We start from the raw sequence: 17780 nt of genomic DNA, 5'->3' as shown, positions 1-17780 counted from the left end.
AAAGGGTTGTCGGCAGTGGTCGTGGATGCGGTCAGCAGATAACCGCCGGCAGGAAGCAGACACCGGGCGGCGTTGGTGCGGACACGTTGTGGCACGGCGTACTCCCCTCCGGGTTGCTCTCGACAGTGCGCTGATGACAGTAGGAGCGCGGCGGCGCGTCCGCAATGGATATCGCCGCCGCCCGCGTGCGGCTCAGGTGTCGTAGCAGCCGTCCCACGGCGGGTCGAATCCCAGGTCGTCGGGGAGGAACTCGGCGTGGTCGTCGCCGTCGTACTCCTCGGACCAGTCGACCAGCCCGAAGACGTGCCCGTCGACCTCGACCTGGAACAGGGCGATGGCGATGTCGGCGAAGACGTGACCGGGCAGCGCGTCCAGCCACTCGGCGAGGCGGGCCCGCGCCCTGTCGATCGAGGCGTCCTCGTGCTCGCTCGTGCCGGCGAACCAGATGTCCGAGTCGGTGTGCGCGCCATCGGCGTCGAAGCGGTGCAGCACCGCGTACCACCGCTTGTGCCGGCACCAGTCGTCTTCGGCTCCGGCACCGTCGGTGAGGGTGGCGGTGACGGAGCCGAAGAACTGGCCCTTGTCGTAGTGCCCGATGGTGCTGGTGCGGTAGTCGGGCTCGTGCGCGATGGGCACCAGGTCGGGGATCGCCATGGCCGTGAAGCTACCGCCGGGCTATGACACGGGCACCACCCGGAAGGACTGCGCGGCGGTGCCGTTGCAGGCGTACTGGATGAGCTGGACGCTGTCCACCGTGGATGCTCCCGGCACGTCGAGGCACTTGCCGCTGCCGCGGTTGACCAGCCGGTAGTAGCCGCCGCCCTCGGGTTCGGCCCGCCACTGCTGGTTGTTGCCGCCGCTGTAGGACCAGAGCTGGATGGGCGCCGAGTCGGCGGTCGACCTGTCGGTCACGTCGAGCACCTGGGCGCTGTTGTTGCGGTTGTTGACCCTCAGGTACCCGCCACTGGTCGGCACGAACTGGTACTGCTGGGCGGCGCTGCCGTTGCACGCGTACTGCTGGATGGCGGTGCCGTTCGCGCTGGCCGCGGCCCGCGCGTCCACGCACTTGCCGTTGCCCCGGTTGACCACCGTGTGCCAGGCGGTCGGCGAGATCGTGCCGTCGGACGGCGGGGGCGTCGTCGGCGGGACGGTGCCGACACCGGCGAGCCAGTGCAGCCCGTCGATCAGCAGCTGGTTCTGCTGCGGGCTGTCGAAGGTGGAGGACAGCCCGGTGTTGGTGCTGTAGTTCATCGCGTTGTGCCCGAAGTTGGCGTAGAGCATCTTGTACTGCCGGTTGCTCCAGACCAGTGGGTAGTAGCCGCCGTACCAGGACTGGTTGGGGTCGGTGCCGACCGGGAAGCTGGACGGGTCGACCGAGGCCAGGATGTCGATGTTGGGGTTCTGCCGCAGGTCGTTGCTCCAGGAGTACCACTCGCTGATCGAGGACGGGAAGGTCGCCGGGAGGTTCCGGGTGGCGGGGTGGGTGCGGTTGTCGGCGCGCATGGTGACCCGGGTGGGCCCCCAGGTGTTGGTCTGGAACGCCCCGGTGCCGAGGAAGGTGTTGTAGTACCAGCTCCAGCTCGACGGGTTGTCGGTCCACGCGCTGACGTGGAAGCCCAGCCACGCCCCGCCGTTCTGCATGTACTGCTGGAACGCGGCCCGCTGCGCGGTGGGCGGGGCGTCGTCCAGGAACATGACGACCTTGTACTGGGCCAGGTTGGCGGTGTTCAGCAGGCCCCAGTTGGTGGTGGCCTCCCAGGAGAAGCCGTGCTGGGCGGCGGCCTGCGGGAACCAGGACCGGGCGTCCTTGACGAAGTCGATGTGGGCGGCGTCCCAGGTGCCGTTGTAGAAGGCCAGCACCTTGAACGTCGGCGCGGCCTGCGCGAGACGCGAGGCGTTGACCGCGAGCCCGGCGGTCACCGCGACGACCAGTGCGACGACCACCGACAGGATCCGTCTGGTACGGGAGGAGAGTTCTGCGATCACCTGATCGTCCCTTCGGTCGGGACGCGCGCCGCCGCGTCGACATTGATCTGTTCACAAGGTTTACAGATCGATGAAAGGTTATGCGCATCCGTCGGGTGGCGTCAATCGCGGGCCGACGGCCGGGGTGGGATTCCGGTGGCAGCGGGTAACCCGGCCGGATGACCAGCCCGGACGCCGTCGACGTCGACCAGCCGCTCGCCGTGGACGTGCCCGCCGCCGCACACGACGCCAGCGGCGAGCGGGTACCGACCCGCGACCTGGCCGGCCTCGCGCCACCGGCCCGATCGGCGCGCCGCTGGACCCCGGGCCGGGTGGTGGCCACCCCCGCCGCGCTGGAGCACCCGCACGGCCAGCGGATCGTCGAGCGGGTCCGGGCGCTGGGCATCGAGGTGGAACACCTGAAAGCGAACCGGCTCACCGGGGTACGCGGGCGTACCGACCGGGAGACCTACGCCCGGGCCAAGTCGACGATGGCGATCGTGGTGAGCCCACCCTCGCGGCGGGTCCTGCAACCCATCGCACCCAGCGCCGACTGGCGGGTCGACCTGGCCGAGGGCTGTCCGGCGCACTGCCAGTACTGCTACCTCGCCGGATCCCTGTCCGGGCCACCGGTGACCCGGGTGTACGCGGACCTCGACGACATCCTCGCCGGGCTGGCCGCGTACGCCGGCCGCGGAACGGTGACCAGCCGCGACGCGCGGCGCGCCGACGAGGGCACCACCTTCGAGGCGTCCTGCTACACCGACCCGCTCGCCCTGGAACACCTGACCGGCAGTTGGCGGCGCGCGGTGCAGCACTTCGCCGACTGGGACGCCCCCGTACAACTGCGCTGGACCACCAAGTACGCCGACGTGGACACCTTCGTCGGGCTGCCGCACGCCGGGCGGACCAGGGTCCGGTTCAGCGTCAACTGCGCCCCGGTCAGTGTTCGGTTCGAGGGCGGCACCGCCCGGGTGGCCGACCGGCTGGCCGCGCTGCGCCGCCTCGCCCTCGACGGCTACCCGGTCGGGCTGACCATCGCGCCGATCATCGCGCTGCCGGACTGGCGGGAGCGCTACGGCGACCTGCTCGATGAGGTCCGCGCGGCGGTCGACGGGGTGCCCCACCTGGACCTGACCGCCGAGCTGATCACCCACCGGTTCACGCCGGGCAGCAAGGAGGTGCTGCTCGGCTGGTACCCCCGCACCCGGCTGGAGATGGACGAGGAATCCCGCACCCGCAAGCACGGCAAGTTCGGCGCGGTGAAGTACGTCTACCCGCGTGAGCAGATGACCGAGCTGCGCGACTGGTTCACCGCCGAACTCACCGCCCGCGTGCCAGCCTGCCGGGTCCTCTACTGGACCTGATCAGCCGACCGAGGAGCGGGCGACCGGGGCGGCGAAGAACGTGTCCGGGTACGGCTCGTCGCGCAGGCTGTAGTGCCACCACTCGCGGTCGTAGTTGACGAACCCGGCGTCGGTCATCAGCCGCTGCAACAAGCGACGGTTGTCCCGCGCCGTCCCGCTGATGCGGGGGTCGGCCGTGTGCGCCCGCGAGTCGAAGCAGTCGAAGCCCGTACCCATGTCGATGCTGTTGTCCGGGAAGCGCTGCCCGCGCGGCGCGGTGCAGGCGACGAGCGGTTGCCCGACCCGGTACGGGGGTTGGCTGGCGGCGGGCTCGTCGACAAGGGTCAGGTCCAGGGTGCTGCCGCGGCTGTGCGCGGTGGGCGCGCCGATGTAGCCGTCGGCGAAGAGCCGGTTCTTGGCCAGGTCCGGGTAGAACTCGGCCTTGGTCTGCTGCTCGTGGGGGCGCTTCGACCAGGCCACGAAGTCGTCCACCGCCGGTTGCGGGCGGTAGCAGTCGTACACCTTCAGGCTGTGTCCGCTGGCCAGCGCGGCGTCCTGTACGCGGCGCAGCGCCTCGGCCGCCTGCCGGGTGAGCAGGCACAGCGGCTCCCGGTATCCGGTGATCGGCCGGCCGACGAAGTTGTGCGCCGTGGCGTAGCGGATGTCGGCGTGGATGCGCGGGTCGACGTCGGTCAGCACCACAAACCCTGGCAGCGAGGCCGGCACGGACGGGGTCGGCGAAGGGGTGGGGCTCACCGACGCGGGCTGCGGCCCGGCCGGCGTGGGCCGGGGCTCCGCCCGCGAGCAGCCACCGAGCAGCGCGGTGAGCGCGAGCACGACGCCGACGCGTTGTCGCACCAGTCCTGTCTACCAGCCCCGGTCGGGGCCCCGCGCCGGATCAGCCGTCGACCAGGTCGAGAATGCTCGCCGGACGAGCAGCCAGACCCCGGAGCGCTGCCGTGAGCACCCGGGGACGGCTGGCCGAGGGCGGCGGCAACCGACCCGGTCGCTCAGCGAACGAGCAGCACGTCCTGCATTCGCTCGGACAGCCAGTCGCGGAACGAGTCCTCCGTCCAGCCGCACCGCAGCACCAACGCGTCGTAGTGCGCCGGGTCGTTGAAGATCCACAGAACGTCGACCGCCCGCTCGACGTCGGAGCCTTGGCGCAGCGGGCCGAGCGAGTAACCTCGCTCGACCACCATCCGGGCACCCGCGCGACGGTTGCGCAGCAGCGTCTCCCACACCTCGGCGACCTCAGACGCTTCGTCGGCCGCCCGCCGGACGGTTTCGAAGATCCGCGCCGCGCGCCTGCCGATCAGGGTGCACACACCGGCGTACGCGTGCAGGACCCCGGCCTGCGTATCGGCCTCGAAGACCGGCCGGAACCAGGGCCGTTGGGCCACCGGCACCGGCTCGTCATCGCCGGCGAGCGCCTCGTCGAGGACCTGCCGTAGCAGCGCCGGCTTCGACCCGAACGCGGCGAACACCGTCGGACGCGCGACGCCCGCCGCGGCCGCCACATCAGCCAACGAGGTGCCGGCGTAACCACGTGCGACGAACAACTCGGCTGCCGCGTCGACCACCACCCGTCGGGTACGCCGTGCGCTCTCCTCACGCACCGCGGACCGGTAGCGCCGGGTCGGCTTTCCGTCCTTGACATCGTCCATGACTTCGCCATACTAGCAACATATTCGCTAGACACCGGCTAGTGAATAGACAGCATCCATCAGCTAGAGAGGCAGCGAGATGTCTGTCCGCCCGTATCTGCGCCGCACTGGCGAGGGAGAGGCCCACTGGTTCGTTGGCAGCCTGATGACCGTCAAGGCGACCGGCGAGCAGACCCACGGCCGGCTCACCGTGGTCGAGTTCGTCAACCCGCCCGGCTTCGCGGCGCCTCTGCATCGCCACCAGCACGAGGACGAGATGTTCTACCTGTTGTCTGGCACCACCGAGTTCCGCTGCGACGGCGAGGCCTTCACCGCCGGGCCCGGCGACTTCGTCCTGCTGCCCCTCGGACTGCCACACACCTTCCTCGTCGGACCCGACGAGCCCCTGCATGCCCTGCAGATCACCACCCCGTCCGGCTTCGAGCAGTTCGCCGCCGAGGCTGGCACCCCGGCACTCGAGAGGCGGCTGCCCGACCCCGGGCCGATCGACCCGGCCGCCCTCGGCCACGCCGCCGCCCGACACGGCATCGAACTGCTCGGGCCACCCCCTCAGCACTGAGTGAATCGACAGCACAGGAGGCCAGCACATGACGGACGGAAAGGTCCGAGCGCGGAAACGGTGGGCGCGCGCCGCCGCCGCGGTAATGCTCAGCGGCGTGGCGGCCTGCGGGTCCGCACCTTCGGACCGGCCGGCCGCAGTGGGCGGCAGCCCGACCGGCTCGACCGGTGCGGCGACAGCCGAGGCGAAGCCGGTCGACGCCTGCGCGCTGCTCTCCATCGACGAGGTCAGGCAGGTGATCGGAGCCACCGGCGCCACCGGCCCTCGGGCCGGCGACAGCGGCGACGGAGGCAGCTCCTGCACCTGGGAGAACCCGGACACCTACCATTCGATCACCATCGACATCGGCAGCCCCGGCACCGCCGTCGGCGGCAACCTGCCGGATGAATCCGCGTACGGGCAGACCGAACCCGGCTCCGATGGCATCCGCTTCGCCCCGGGCGGCATCGCCGAGTTCGCTCTGCGGGACCGCGCCTGCGAGGTTCAGGTCGTCACCAAGGTCACCGACAACACCGACCGGTCCACCGCGGTTCGGCTGATCGGCCTGGTTCGCGACCGTGCCTGAGCGCCCCCACAAGACAGTCCGACGGGCAGTGTCCAGGCCGGACCGGCCATGGCGACAACGGCTGCGACCGGTCAGAGAGGGTCACCCATGCGACGACTGACGGCGCTCCCGACGGTGGCTGCCCGCAAGGTCATCGCTGCCGCTACCGTCCTGCCCGTCCTGCTCGGTCTGACAGCGTGCCTGGGCGCGAAGCCGACCACGCCTGGCGATGAGGGCGGTGATCTGCGCTACGGCGCCGCGCCCGTCCCACACCCGGACGTGACGCTCCACCCGGACGTCGTCATCGTGTCCGGCGGCAGCGGTGTGGTGCGCTCGGTCACCGACGGGGGCCTGACCTGGCGGCTCGACCCTGACGCCGGCAACGCCGATCTGCTGGCTCCCGGCAAGGTCATGTTCGTCACCGGGCGCGGGGTCGGGCGGGTGATCGACGTCCGACGTGACGGCCAGGACCTCGCGGTCACCATCGGCCCCGTGGAGATCACCGACGTGATCCAGGACGGCGAGTTCACCTCCGAACAGCCTGTCTCCCTGGCCGACGCCACCGCCTACCAGTTCGACGACACGTTCTGGTCCCACCCGGGCACAGCAACAGCACCGCGGTCCGAACCGACAGCGACCGCGACCGTGGACCGCGCCGCGGCCGCAACCGTCAACGCGCTGACGCTGGCCGGTACCCGGCCGGTCACCGCCGCCGCGCCGCTCACCACAGGCGCGGCCCGGCCCGGCGAGCTGGAAGCCACTGGTTTCTGCTGCACCGACGGTGTCGGTGCCCGCTTCTCCTACCGGGACAGCGGGCTCGACCTGTCAGGCACCATCGCCTTCGTGATGCGGCAGCCCTCGGCGAAGTTCCACCTGGTGATCGACGGTTCCACGGTCACCGTTGCCGAGTTGCGGATCCACGGCGCCGCCGGAGTCCGGGTCCAGGTCGACGCCACCACCACGACCGGCCGAAACGTCCATCCCGTTGTCTTCGTCCCGGTCGACTTCAGCGTCCCCCTGGAATCCGTACTGGGCATCCCGTTCTCCGCGACCGTTCGGCAGTCGATCGGCATCCGCACCGGCTTCAGCGCCGGGCACACGACGATCAGGGCCACCGGTGAGTACTCGCTCGGCGGCACGATGGGCTTCGGCTATGCCAACGGCACGTTCGGCCCACGCTGGCCCGGCGGTCTGCAGGTGAAGAGCAGCCTCGTCGACTCCGTCGACGGCAGCTCGGTGGGGGCGAACGCTCTGCTCGTCGACTACGACGTGAAGTTCTTCATCGGCCTCGGCGCGGTCGTGTTCAGCGCCGGACTGTACGTCGCGCTCACCACCACGGTGGGGATCACCCGAGGGTCGAGCGTCGGCTTCGGCGGTCTACAGGGCCTCGCGAACCGCGAGGGGTGCAACCGCGCCGACCTCACCATCAACGCCAAGTACGGCATCGGCTACACCATCCCGGCCCTGGTCGCCAAAGTGATCAATTTCTTCCTGCGGATCTTCAACGCCCGGCCCATCGCCGCCGAGGGCGGCATCCCTGACCCGCCGCCGGTCGTCAACCTGGTCAACCGGCACTGGGTCACGAACCGTCCGGTGTGTCAGCACTGAGACGAGCCGACGACGAAAGTGGCCGAAAAACTCCGGAACTTTTCCGCAAATCAAGCGAAGCTTCGGTCGATCTGGCATGTCGTCAACCCCCGTCGGTGAGGCAAGATGACGCGTGGAACGGGCACGCCGTTTCGGGACACACGGTGGGCGACGACTTCTGGTCGCTCCTCCGGCTCGGTGAAGGAGACGCGGGTGGGCGCGGACGACGGACGCAGGGTGACCATCACCGCGATCGCACGGGAGGCCGGGGTGTCGGTGCCGACCGTGTCACGGGTGCTCAACGGTCGCTCCGATGTGGCCCCGGACACCCGCGAGCGGGTCGAGGAGTTGTTGCGCCACCACGGCTACCGGCGTCGCACCAGCCGCAGCGTTCGCCGCGCCGGTCTGGTCGACCTGGTCTTCAACGACCTGGACAGCCCCTGGGCCGTGGAGATCATCCGTGGTGTGGAGGACGTCGGGCACGGGGCCGGCGTCGGCACCGTGGTCTCCGCGATCCACCGGCAGCCCACCGCGGCCCGGCAGTGGTTGCAGAACCTGCGCACCCGGGCCACCGACGGCGTCATCTTCGTGACCTCGCACCTCAGCGCGCCGCTGCACGCGCAACTGCGTCGCCTCAACGTGCCGGTGGTGGTCGTCGACCCAGCCGGCGTACCGGCCATGGACGTGCCGACGATCGGCGCGACCAACTGGGCTGGCGGGCTCGCCGCCACCGAACACCTCCTCGCCATCGGGCACCGGCGCATCGGTTTCGTGGCCGGGCCGACGCATCTGCTCTGCAGCCGGGCGCGACTCGACGGTTACCGGGCCGGGTTGGAGGCCGCCGGTGTGCCGGTGGACGACGCGCTGATCTACCCGGGCGACTTCTACCACGCCTCCGGGTTCGCCGGCGGGACGGCGCTGCTCGACCTCGCCGACCCGCCGACCGGCATCTTCGCCGCCAGCGACCAGATGGCCTTCGGCGTCTACGAGGCGATCCGCCGCCGCGGGCTGCGCGTCCCGGACGACGTGAGCGTGGTGGGTTTCGACGACCTGCCGGAGGCGCGCTGGGCGTCCCCGCCGCTGACCACCGTGCGCCAACCGTTGGTCGAGATGGGACGGTTGGCGGCCCGAACGGTGCTCCGCCTCGCCCAGGGTGAGGGCATCGACTCGCCCCGGGTGGAACTGGCCACCGAACTTGTCGTGCGCGACAGCACCGCCGCCCCGCCGACCGGGTCGCCCGCCTCGGCGTGACGGCCGGACCTGCCGCAGAAACCGGTTGGACCGGTTCCGGTCCGTTCCAGAAAGTTCCGGTCAGGCCGTGGCCGGCCCGGGTCATCCACGCCCGGGCGCGGTGAGCGACCGACGGTCACCCACCGCGCCGTACGGTCAGTGGTGGTGGTGCCAGCGGACGGCCTTGCGGATGGTCACCGGCAGTGCTGGCGCACCGTCGACCGGTGCCGGGTCCTCGGCGGTCGGCGCCACTCCCCCGGCGGCGATCCGGTCCAGGGTGGCCAGGCCGGCCGCGTCGACCTCGCCGAAGATCGTGTAGTTCGGGCGCAGCGCGGAGTTGGCGTAGACCAGGAAGAACTGGCTGCCGTTGGTGTCCGGCCCGGCGTTCGCCATCGCGAGGACGCCGCGGGCGTACACCCGCCGTTCCCCGGTCGGGTCGGTGGGCGCGGGCGGCAGGTCGGTCGGCAGTTCGTCGCGGTACCGGTAGCCGGGGCCGCCCTCGCCGGTTCCGGACGGGTCACCGCACTGCAACACGCTCAGCGTGGGGTACGCGGTGAGCCGGTGACACGGGGTGCGGTCGTAGAAACGCTTGCCGACCAGGTGCAGGAAGCTCTGCACCGTGCACGGTGCGGCGGCCCGGTCCAGTGTCAACCCGATCGGCCCGTGATTGGTCGCCAGTGTGACCCGGACGCTGCCCCGGGCCGGGGTGCGGCGCGGGTCGGGCGGCAACGGCACCGGTCGGGCCGCGGGCTCGTCCGGGGTCTCGGTGTACGCGCACGGGCCGTGCGTGGCGCGCGGCGGTCTGGCGGCGGCGTCCGCAGCGGTGGGCGGCGCGGCGGACACGCGTACCGCGTCAGCCGACGGGGCCGGCGCGGCGAGCGCGGTGGCGGACACGCCAACGACCAGTGCACCGGCGAGCACTGTCACCCCCGCGAGGCGGGTCAGGGCGCGCACCGGCCGGCGGGGTGCCGCCACTGCGGGGCGCGGTTCGGGTTCACTCGGCACAGGGATCCTCCTGGACTGGTGGTGCCAGAAAGACCGGAGTCTATGGACGGCAGCGCTCGATGTCGATCCGTCACGGCAACCGGCGGCGACGCCGCCACAGCAGACCGCCCATCAACGCCACCACCGTCGCGCCGCTGAGCGCGGTCACCGACCAGAGCCACCCCGCATCCGTACGCGCCGATCCGCTGGCCGCCGCCGGCCGGGGCGCGCCGGGTGCCGCCAGCGCGGACGGCGCCGCCGACGGGGTGGCGGTCAGCTCGCCGGGCTCGACCAGCCGGCCCACCGCGGCGTCCCGGGGCAGCGTGAAGCCCCAGTCCAGCAGGGCGGCGCCCTGCTCCCAGCCGCGAGCCGGCGTCGACTCGGCGCCCAGCAGGGTCACCACCAGCCGCCGCCCGCCGCGTTCCGCCGCCCCCACATAGGTGTGCCGGGCCAGGTCGGTGAAGCCGGTCTTGCCGCCGAGCGCCCCCGGGTACCGGTAGATGAGCTGGTTCTCGTTCTGGATCTCGAAGCCCTTGGTCCGTTGCGCCGGCTGGGCCGGAATCGACGTCTGCTCGGTCAACGCGTACCGGCGGAAGGTCGGCTGGGCGAAGCAGGCCCGGGCGATCAACGCCAGGTCGTACGCGCTGGTGAACTGCCCCTTCCCGTCCAGCCCGGACGGGGTGACAGCGTGCGTCTGCAACGCGCCGAGGTGGTGCGCGTGCTCGTTCATGGCGCGCACGCCGGCGGCGCTGTCCGTTCCGCTGCCCAGTCGTGCCAGCGCGTTGGCGGCCTCGTTGCCGGAGTTCAGCAGCAACCCGAGCCAGATGGTCTCGATGGTGTACCGGCCACCCGCGACCAGGCCCACGGCCGATGAGCCGGGTTCGATGTCCATGTCCGCCTCGGTGACGGTGACCATCTGCTTCGGGTCGAGCTTCGGCAGCATGGTGGCCGCCAGCAGCAGCTTCTGCACGCTCGCCGGCGTGCCGTACTCGTGCGGGCCGCAGCCGCCGAGCACCTGGCCGCTGTCCAGATCGGCGACCAGCCACGACGTGGCGGTGATCTTCGGCGGCGCGGCGACGCCGGCCGGCACGACCAGGCCGGTCGTGTCGAGCGCGGCGCCGCCGACCATCCGCTGGCCGGGGACGGCGGGCGGCGGCGACGGCCGGGGTGGGCGCGACGCCGCCGGCGCCGGAACCCGGGGGCAGCGCACCGTCGGCGCGGCGGACGCTCCCGCCGTACCGACCGGCACGGGAGCGAGCAGGACGGCGGACGTCGTGGCCGCCAGCAGCGCAGCTCTCATGAGCCGACCCTAGTCACGACGATCGACCGACGAGACGGGATGCCGGTCAATCCGCGTCGCCGCGGCCGCGCAGGTAGTCGTGCAACGCGGCGCTGCCGCGCAGCCGGCGCAGGCTGCGGGTGTGCAGCTCCTGCTCGCGGCGGGCCAGTTCGACGCGGACCCGCTGGGCGCTGCCGGTGGTCCGCAGTTCCCCCAGCACCGCGGCGATGATCTCGAACGGGTACGCGCCCCGGCGCAGCAACGCGACGACCTGAGCGGCGCGTAGCTCCGCCTCGTCGTACACCCGGTAGTTGGTGCCCGGGGTGCGGGCCGGCCGCAGCAGCCCGCGGTCCTCCCAGAGCCGCAGCTGCGCGGTGCGGACCCCGACCAGGGCGGCGACCTCGCCGATGCGCGCGCCGTGGCGTGGCGCGGGCCGGGCCGCCGATGGGCTGGCCAGCACGGTCTCGAAGGCGCCGAGCACGCGGCGGATCTCGGCGCGTTCCCGGTCCAGCTCGGCGTGGCCGCCGTCGAGCGCCGCCAGGGCCGCCGGCAGGTCGCCGGAGTGCACCGCCGCCATGATCTCCCGGGTACGGGACCAGCCGTGCCCCTCGGCCAACCGCCGCGCCACTGTCAACGCCCGGGCATGTTCGCTGGTGAAGATCCGGTAGCCGCTCGCGGTGCGGCGCACCGGCGGCAGCACCCCCACCTCGACGTAGTTGCGCACCTGCTGCACCGAGATCCCGACGGTGGCCGCCAGGTCCACGGCGCGCAGCCGATCCTTCGCCGCGACGTCCACGCGAGCCACCGTACCGCTTACGACGGGATTTGAGACTTTCCCGGACCTCCTGGCCCAGCAGACGCTCAAATGTTGGCGAAAGTCTCTACGTGGGGATGAATGAGACAATTGAACCTGCCAGTGCTCGGCGGGAGAGGTCCCGCCACGATTCCGTGAAGGGTTCGAATGTCGCAGCCAGCATGGTCCGCCGCCGACAGCCACGACATGATCGAAGTACGCGGGGCGCGGGAGAACAATCTCGCCGACGTCTCGGTGGACATCCCCAAGCGCCGGTTGACCGTCTTCACCGGCGTCTCCGGATCGGGCAAGTCGTCGCTGGTCTTCGGCACCATCGCCGCCGAGTCCCAGCGCATGATCAACGAGACGTACAGCGCGTTCCTCCAGTCGTTCATGCCGAACCTCAGCCGGCCGGACGTCGACTCGCTGCGCAACCTCAGCGCGGCCATCGTCGTCGACCAGGAACGGATGGGCGTCAACTCCCGCTCCACCGTCGGCACCGCCACCGACGCGTACGCCATGCTGCGGATCCTCTTCAGCCGACTCGGCCAGCCGTCCATCGGTGGCGCCGGGGCGTTCAGCTTCAACCTGCCCGAGGGCATGTGCCCCACCTGCGAAGGGTTGGGCCGGGTCTCCGACCTCGACATCAACGAGTTGGTGGACGTCGAACGCTCCCTCAACGACGGCGCCATCACCGTGCCGAACTTCGCTGTCGACTCCTGGTACTGGCAGACCATCGTCGGCTCCGGCCTGTTCGACCCGGACGTCAAACTGCAGGACTTCACCCCGCAACAGTGGGAGGACTTCCTGCACAAGCCAACCACGAAGATCAAGGTCGGCAGCAACAGCTGGACGTACGAGGGCCTCGCGGTCAAGGTCAAACGGCTCCTGCTGGCCAAGGACCGCGAATCCATGCAACCGCACATCCGCGCCTTCGTCGACCGGGCGGTCACCTTCACCAGCTGCGCCGACTGCGGCGGTACCCGGCTCAACGCGGCGGCCCTGTCGTCGCGCATCTCCGGGCACACCATCGCCGCCTGCTCCGCCATGCAGATCAGCGACCTGGCCGCGTTCGTCCGCACCATCGACGACCCGGGCGCCGCGCCGCTCGTCGCCAACCTCCGCGACCTGCTGGACTCCCTCGTCGAGATCGGCCTGGGCTACCTCAGCCTGGACCGCGAGTCGGCGACCCTCTCCGGCGGAGAGGCGCAACGGGTGAAAATGGTCCGCCACCTCGGCTCCAGCCTCTCCGACGTCACGTACGTCTTCGACGAACCGACAGTCGGCCTGCACCCGCACGACATCGCCCGGATGAACGACCTGCTGCTACGGCTGCGCGACAAGGGCAACACGGTGCTGGTGGTCGAACACAAACCGGAAACCATCGCCATCGCCGATCACGTCGTCGACCTCGGGCCGGGCGCCGGCACCGACGGTGGCCGCATCTGCTTCACCGGCGACGTCCCCGGCCTGCGCCGCTCCGACACCCTCACCGGCCGGCACCTGGACCACCGGGTGCGGGTGCGCGAGACGGTACGCCCACCGACCGGGCAGCTCGCCATCCGAAAGGCCGACCTGCACAACCTGCGCGACGTCGACGTGGACATCCCGCTCGGGGTGCTCACCGTGGTCACCGGCGTGGCCGGCTCCGGCAAAAGCTCACTGATCCACGGGTCGCTACGCGGCCGATCCGAGGTCGTCATCGTCGACCAGTCCCCAATCCGTGGCTCACGACGCAGCAACCCGGCCACCTACAGCGGGCTGCTCGACCCGATCCGCACCGCCTTCGCCAAGGCCAACGGCGTCAAGGCCGCGCTGTTCAGCGCCAACTCCGCGGGCGCCTGCCCAGCCTGCAAAGGCATCGGGCTCATCTACACCGACCTGGCGATGATGGCTGGCGTCGCCAGCGTCTGCGAACGCTGCGAGGGGCGACGCTTCACCGACGAGGTGCTCACGTACACGCTGCGCGGCAAGAACATCAGCGAGGTGCTGGCCATGTCCGTCACCGAGGCGTACGCGTTCTTCCCGCACCCCATCCTCAGTCGGCTGGTCGACGTCGGGCTGGGCTACCTCAGCCTCGGCCAACCACTGACCACCCTGTCCGGCGGGGAGCGGCAACGGCTCAAGCTCGCCATTCACCTCGCCGAGAAGACCACCACGTACGTCCTGGACGAGCCGACCACCGGTCTGCACCTGGCCGACGTGGACCAACTGCTGGCCCTTCTCGACCGCATGGTCGACGCCGGCAACACGGTGATCGTCATCGAGCATCACCAGGCGGTCATGGCCCACGCCGACTGGCTCATCGACCTCGGCCCCGGCGCCGGCCACGACGGTGGCCGCATCGTCTTCACCGGCACACCAGCCGAACTGGTCGCCACCGGCGACACCCTCACCGCCAGACACCTCCGCGAGTACGTCACCGACCCGGCGGTGGTCGGCCACGGCTGACACCGCCGCCCCGCGGCCGACCGGAGCGAAGGTCCGCGACGCCACAGGGCTTGCCGACGCCAGCGGCGGTGGCATGGGATCAGCGCCAGCGCCAGCGACGGTGGCATGGGGGCAGGGCAAGCGGCGGTGGCGTGGGCGCAGCCGCCAGCGCCAGCGGCCCTGGCCTGGGCGCAGCGCAAGCGCCAGCGGCGGTGGCCTGGTTCAGCGCCAGCGGCATGGCCGTGCCAGCGGTTGGCCTGGCGGTGCCAGCGGGTGGCCTGGCGGTGCCAGCGGGTGGCCTGGCGGTGCCAGCGGTGAGGGCCTGGTGGTGCCAGCGGCGGTGGTCAGCTGACGCGGCGCAGCCAGCGCCGCTGCCAGGGGGTCTCCACCGCCTTCGGGTGGTAGCCAGCCCGAACCCACGGCACGGCCCGCTCGACCGGCAGGCCGTCGAGGATCGCCAGCGCGGCCAGGGCCGTTCCGGTGCGGCCCACCCCACCCCGGCAGGCCACCTCGACGCGTTCACCATCGTGCGCCCGCCGTAGTGCCTCCCGCAGGGCGTCGAGGGCATCGGCGCGGTCGAGCGGTACCCAGAAGTCGGGCCACCGGATCCGCCGGTGTGGCCAGGCCGGCTCCGGACCAGGGGCCAGCAGCACGGCGAAGTCGGCGGGCGAGGCCGCGGCAACGATGCGGCGTCCGCGCACCAACGCCCCACTGGGGAGTACGAGTACGCCCGACTGCTCAGACCACGGCAGCGTCTCAGTCACCCGGACATTGTGCCGCCACGCTCTGGCGAATGAGTACAGACAGTGCCGCCCCCGGCCGGTGAGCCGGGGGCGGCACTGGTGTCGGTGTGCAGGTCGCCTCTCGGCGAGTGGCACGACGCGGCTCCAGCCGAACGGTATTCCGCGAAGGCGATATTAGGTGAGGCCCGGGGACACTGAGTCACACCGACACTGTCCTCAACCAGCCGGACCCCCACCTTGTTCCCGCACCCGCCGCGTCCATGCACGCACCACCCGACCGTCCCGCGGCCCCGACCGACGCCGCCGCACCAGCGACCAGCCGATCGTGCGGCCGATGGCCAGCAGCCAGCAGCCACCGGCCAGCAGTCACCGGCCAGCAGCCAGCAGCCAGCGGGCAGCGGGCAGCAGGCAGCGGCCAGCGGCCAGCGGGCAGCGGGCAGCGGGCAGCGGGCAGCGGGCAGCAGGCAGCGGCCAGCGGCCAGCGGCCAGCGGCCAGCGGGCAGCGGGCAGCGGCCAGCGGGCAGCGGGCAGCGGCCAGCGGCCAGCGGCCAGCGGGCAGCGGGCAGCGGGCAGCGGCCAGCGGGCAGCGGGCAGCGGGCAGCCGCCAGCGGCCAGCGGGCAGCGGGCAGCGGGCAGCGGGCAGCGGGCAGCGGCTCGTGCAGCCAGCGGGCAGCGGCCAGCGGCCAGCGGCCAGCGGCCAGCGGCCAGCGGCCAGCGGCCAGCGGCCAGCCAGCAGCTCGTGCAGCCAGCGCCCGCCGCCCAGCGCCCAGCGGTTCGTGCGGCCGGCGGTTCACCTCGCGAGATCTTGGACAGTTTCCGTTCAAGCGGAACGGAAACTGTCCAAGATCTGCAATGAACGCCGCTTGATGACGCCATCGGCCGCCGCTGAGGACCCCTTCAGTGCGGCATCTCCCGTTGCGGTCCGCTGCGGCGGTCGGTGGTCGGCGTCCCGGGTGCCGGGCGGTCGATGGCAACGCAAAGGCCGCTGGCCGGCACCCCGTGTTGTGGGGTGCCGGCCAGCGGCGGGTGTTGTTGGGTCTTGCCGTGTGGTGCTGCTGGTCTGTGGGTCAGCGGTGGTGCGGTGGTCAGCTGTTCCAGTGCTGGGCGACGAGGTCGGTGGCCTGCTGCTCCCACTGGGCGTAGGCATCCGGGTACGCCGAGACCTGCACGGTCTGCGCGGCCTCGGTCAGGGGCATGTCCTGCCACCCGTCGACCTGCTTCAGACCCTTCAGGAACGCGGTCGTCGAGTACTCAGGATCGGTGATCTGCTCCGGAGTACCCCAACCCGAACTCGGGCGCTGCTGGAACAGACCCAGCGAGTCATGGTCGTTGGCGTCGCCGAGGTGGCCGAGGTTCTCCAGCTTCGACTCCTGCAGGCTCGTCGCGATCGAGATGACCGCGGCCCGCTCGGGCAGGCCGGCCTTCTTCGTCGCGGCGATGATCGCCTTCACGTTGGCCGTCTGCTCGTCGTTGAGGGTGATCCGCGACTGCTCGCCCTGCGGCTTCGCCACCTGCACCGCAGCGGCGGCGGGCTTGGCATCGACCGGGTTGGCGTGGGCGGCGATCGGGCCGGCGAAGACACCACCGGCGAACGCGAGACCCGCAACGGACAGCATGCTCTTACGGAAGATCGTGTTCATGGGGGTAGCTCCTTCGGGGGTAGGAACACCCACACGTCGGGGGACGCACGGGTGTGAGCACCTCGTCCGGCGCTGCACTTGCACGGGGGAAAGTCTTCGGGGTCGGCGGCCTGCGAGGGAGGGCTCGCGGCGCCGGGGTCCAGGTGTAACGACCGGAGGGCCGGGGTCATTCCCGGGGGTGGGCCAACCCGTCGGCACCCGCTGGGAGGCGATGCCTGCGGTCGATCGTGGGGGTCACAACGACCGGGAGGCGGCGGTCATTCCCGGGTGACCCAACCCGCCGGCACCCCCATCACGGCGGTACCTGCGGTCGATCGTGGGGGTCACAACGACCGGGGGGCCAGGGTCATTCCGGGCTGGCCCAACCCGCCGGCACCCACGGGAGGCGGTGCCAGCGGTCGATCGTGGGGATCACAACGACCGGGCCGCGGCCGGCATTCCAACCTGCGCGACCAACCCTCACAGCCAGGGGTGAGAGTCGGTGGTGCTGCGATCGTCAGGCGGTGTAACGACCCCGGCCCGCCCATGATTCCGGCCCAGCGGTGACGCCGGTCACCGGGCAAACGCCTCGAACTGCGCATAGTCTAGGGGCACGGCACTCCGGGATAGCCCATACCGGACAAATCTCCCAGGGCTTGTCCCCGCCCGCCGGTCTCGTGCGCAGCCAGGCTTGATCCACTCGTCTTCAGGGAAATCGGGGTGTCCGGGCGAGCGGGACGCCCCGACATCAAGGACCTCGTGTTGATCACGGCTGTAATGGGGTCGCATCGAGTCGCGGGCTTGCCAGCCGCCTGAAGCCGTGCACAACCTCGCGAAGCCACGCGAGCCCGCGAGGCGGCACAGACCTCGCGGAGCCAGGCAGGCCCGCAGCGCGGCGCAGACCTGGCGGAGCCAGGCAGGCCCGCAGCGCGGCGCAGACCTGGCGGAGCCAGGCAGGCCCGCAGCGCGGCGCAGACCTGGCGGAGCCAGGCAGGCCCGCAGCGCGGCGCAGACCTCGCGAAGCCAGGCAGGCC

General features: G+C 71.4%; 15 protein-coding genes. 6 read left to right on the top strand and 9 right to left on the bottom strand.

From position 1 onward, the window contains the following. Positions 1-192: 192 nt before the first annotated feature. Complete coding sequence (locus tag QSK15_RS14690; protein ID WP_285794749.1) at positions 193-654, bottom strand: hypothetical protein; 462 nt, start codon at positions 652-654, stop codon at positions 193-195. A gap of 21 nt (positions 655-675) precedes the next feature. Beyond that, positions 676-1986, bottom strand: coding sequence for an RICIN domain-containing protein (locus QSK15_RS14685; protein WP_285794748.1), 1311 nt, complete (start codon positions 1984-1986; stop codon positions 676-678). 158 nt (positions 1987-2144) lie between these two features. On the opposite strand from QSK15_RS14685, the gene QSK15_RS14680 reads away from it, so the two are divergent. After that, positions 2145-3332 (top strand): spore photoproduct lyase family protein, encoded by a 1188-nt coding sequence (locus QSK15_RS14680; protein WP_285794747.1) that lies wholly within the window; start codon positions 2145-2147, stop codon positions 3330-3332. On the opposite strand, the gene QSK15_RS14675 is transcribed toward QSK15_RS14680, so the two are convergent. Continuing rightward, entirely contained in the window at positions 3333-4169 is an 837-nt protein-coding gene (locus tag QSK15_RS14675) for a M15 family metallopeptidase (RefSeq protein WP_285794746.1), read from the bottom strand. A 152-nt stretch (positions 4170-4321) separates the two neighbouring features. Next, positions 4322-4978, bottom strand: a complete 657-nt coding sequence (locus QSK15_RS14670) for a TetR/AcrR family transcriptional regulator (protein WP_285794745.1) — start codon at positions 4976-4978, stop codon at positions 4322-4324. Positions 4979-5123: 145 nt separating this feature from the next. On the opposite strand from QSK15_RS14670, the gene QSK15_RS14665 reads away from it, so the two are divergent. The 4 genes from QSK15_RS14665 (at position 5124) to QSK15_RS14650 (ending at position 8919) form a co-directional block, all read left to right on the top strand. Next, positions 5124-5537 (top strand): cupin domain-containing protein, encoded by a 414-nt coding sequence (locus QSK15_RS14665; protein ID WP_285794744.1) that lies wholly within the window; start codon positions 5124-5126, stop codon positions 5535-5537. Between the two features lie 28 nt (positions 5538-5565). Further along, a complete protein-coding gene (locus tag QSK15_RS14660) occupies positions 5566-6102 on the top strand; it encodes a DUF3558 domain-containing protein (protein WP_285794743.1) in 537 nt (178 codons plus the stop codon). A gap of 87 nt (positions 6103-6189) precedes the next feature. Next, positions 6190-7689, top strand: a complete 1500-nt coding sequence (locus QSK15_RS14655; protein ID WP_285794742.1) for a hypothetical protein — start codon at positions 6190-6192, stop codon at positions 7687-7689. Between the two features lie 192 nt (positions 7690-7881). Then, positions 7882-8919, top strand: coding sequence for a LacI family DNA-binding transcriptional regulator (locus tag QSK15_RS14650; protein ID WP_285794741.1), 1038 nt, complete (start codon positions 7882-7884; stop codon positions 8917-8919). 135 nt (positions 8920-9054) lie between these two features. Here QSK15_RS14650 and QSK15_RS14645 read toward each other — a convergent pair whose 3' ends face one another. The 3 genes from QSK15_RS14645 to QSK15_RS14635 form a co-directional block, all read right to left on the bottom strand. After that, positions 9055-9903, bottom strand: coding sequence for a peptidylprolyl isomerase (locus QSK15_RS14645; protein WP_285794740.1), 849 nt, complete (start codon positions 9901-9903; stop codon positions 9055-9057). Between the two features lie 70 nt (positions 9904-9973). Then, positions 9974-11182, bottom strand: a complete 1209-nt coding sequence (locus tag QSK15_RS14640) for a D-alanyl-D-alanine carboxypeptidase family protein (RefSeq protein WP_285794739.1) — start codon at positions 11180-11182, stop codon at positions 9974-9976. Between the two features lie 46 nt (positions 11183-11228). After that, the gene (locus tag QSK15_RS14635; RefSeq protein ID WP_285794738.1) at positions 11229-11957 is read right to left on the bottom strand and encodes a MerR family transcriptional regulator; all 729 of its coding nucleotides are present in this window, start codon (positions 11955-11957) and stop codon (positions 11229-11231) included. Positions 11958-12122: 165 nt separating this feature from the next. Here QSK15_RS14635 and QSK15_RS14630 point away from each other — a divergent pair, with 165 nt between their 5' ends. After that, entirely contained in the window at positions 12123-14405 is a 2283-nt protein-coding gene (locus QSK15_RS14630) for an ATP-binding cassette domain-containing protein (RefSeq protein ID WP_285794737.1), read from the top strand. 323 nt (positions 14406-14728) lie between these two features. Here QSK15_RS14630 and QSK15_RS14625 read toward each other — a convergent pair whose 3' ends face one another. Further along, entirely contained in the window at positions 14729-15148 is a 420-nt protein-coding gene (locus QSK15_RS14625) for a protein-tyrosine phosphatase family protein (RefSeq protein ID WP_285794736.1), read from the bottom strand. Positions 15149-16212: 1064 nt separating this feature from the next. Then, positions 16213-16767 carry a hypothetical protein gene (locus QSK15_RS14620; RefSeq protein ID WP_285794735.1) on the bottom strand — a complete coding sequence of 185 codons (555 nt, stop codon included), beginning with the start codon at positions 16765-16767 and terminating at the stop codon, positions 16213-16215. Positions 16768-17780: the final 1013 nt, after the last annotated feature.

The sequence above is a fragment of the Micromonospora sp. NBRC 107095 genome (assembly GCF_030269705.1).
GTDB classification, from domain to species: Bacteria; Actinomycetota; Actinomycetes; order Mycobacteriales; family Micromonosporaceae; genus Micromonospora; species Micromonospora parva.
The sequence above is the reverse complement of the archived record's forward strand: the minus strand, read 5'-3'. Positions and strand labels throughout refer to the sequence as shown.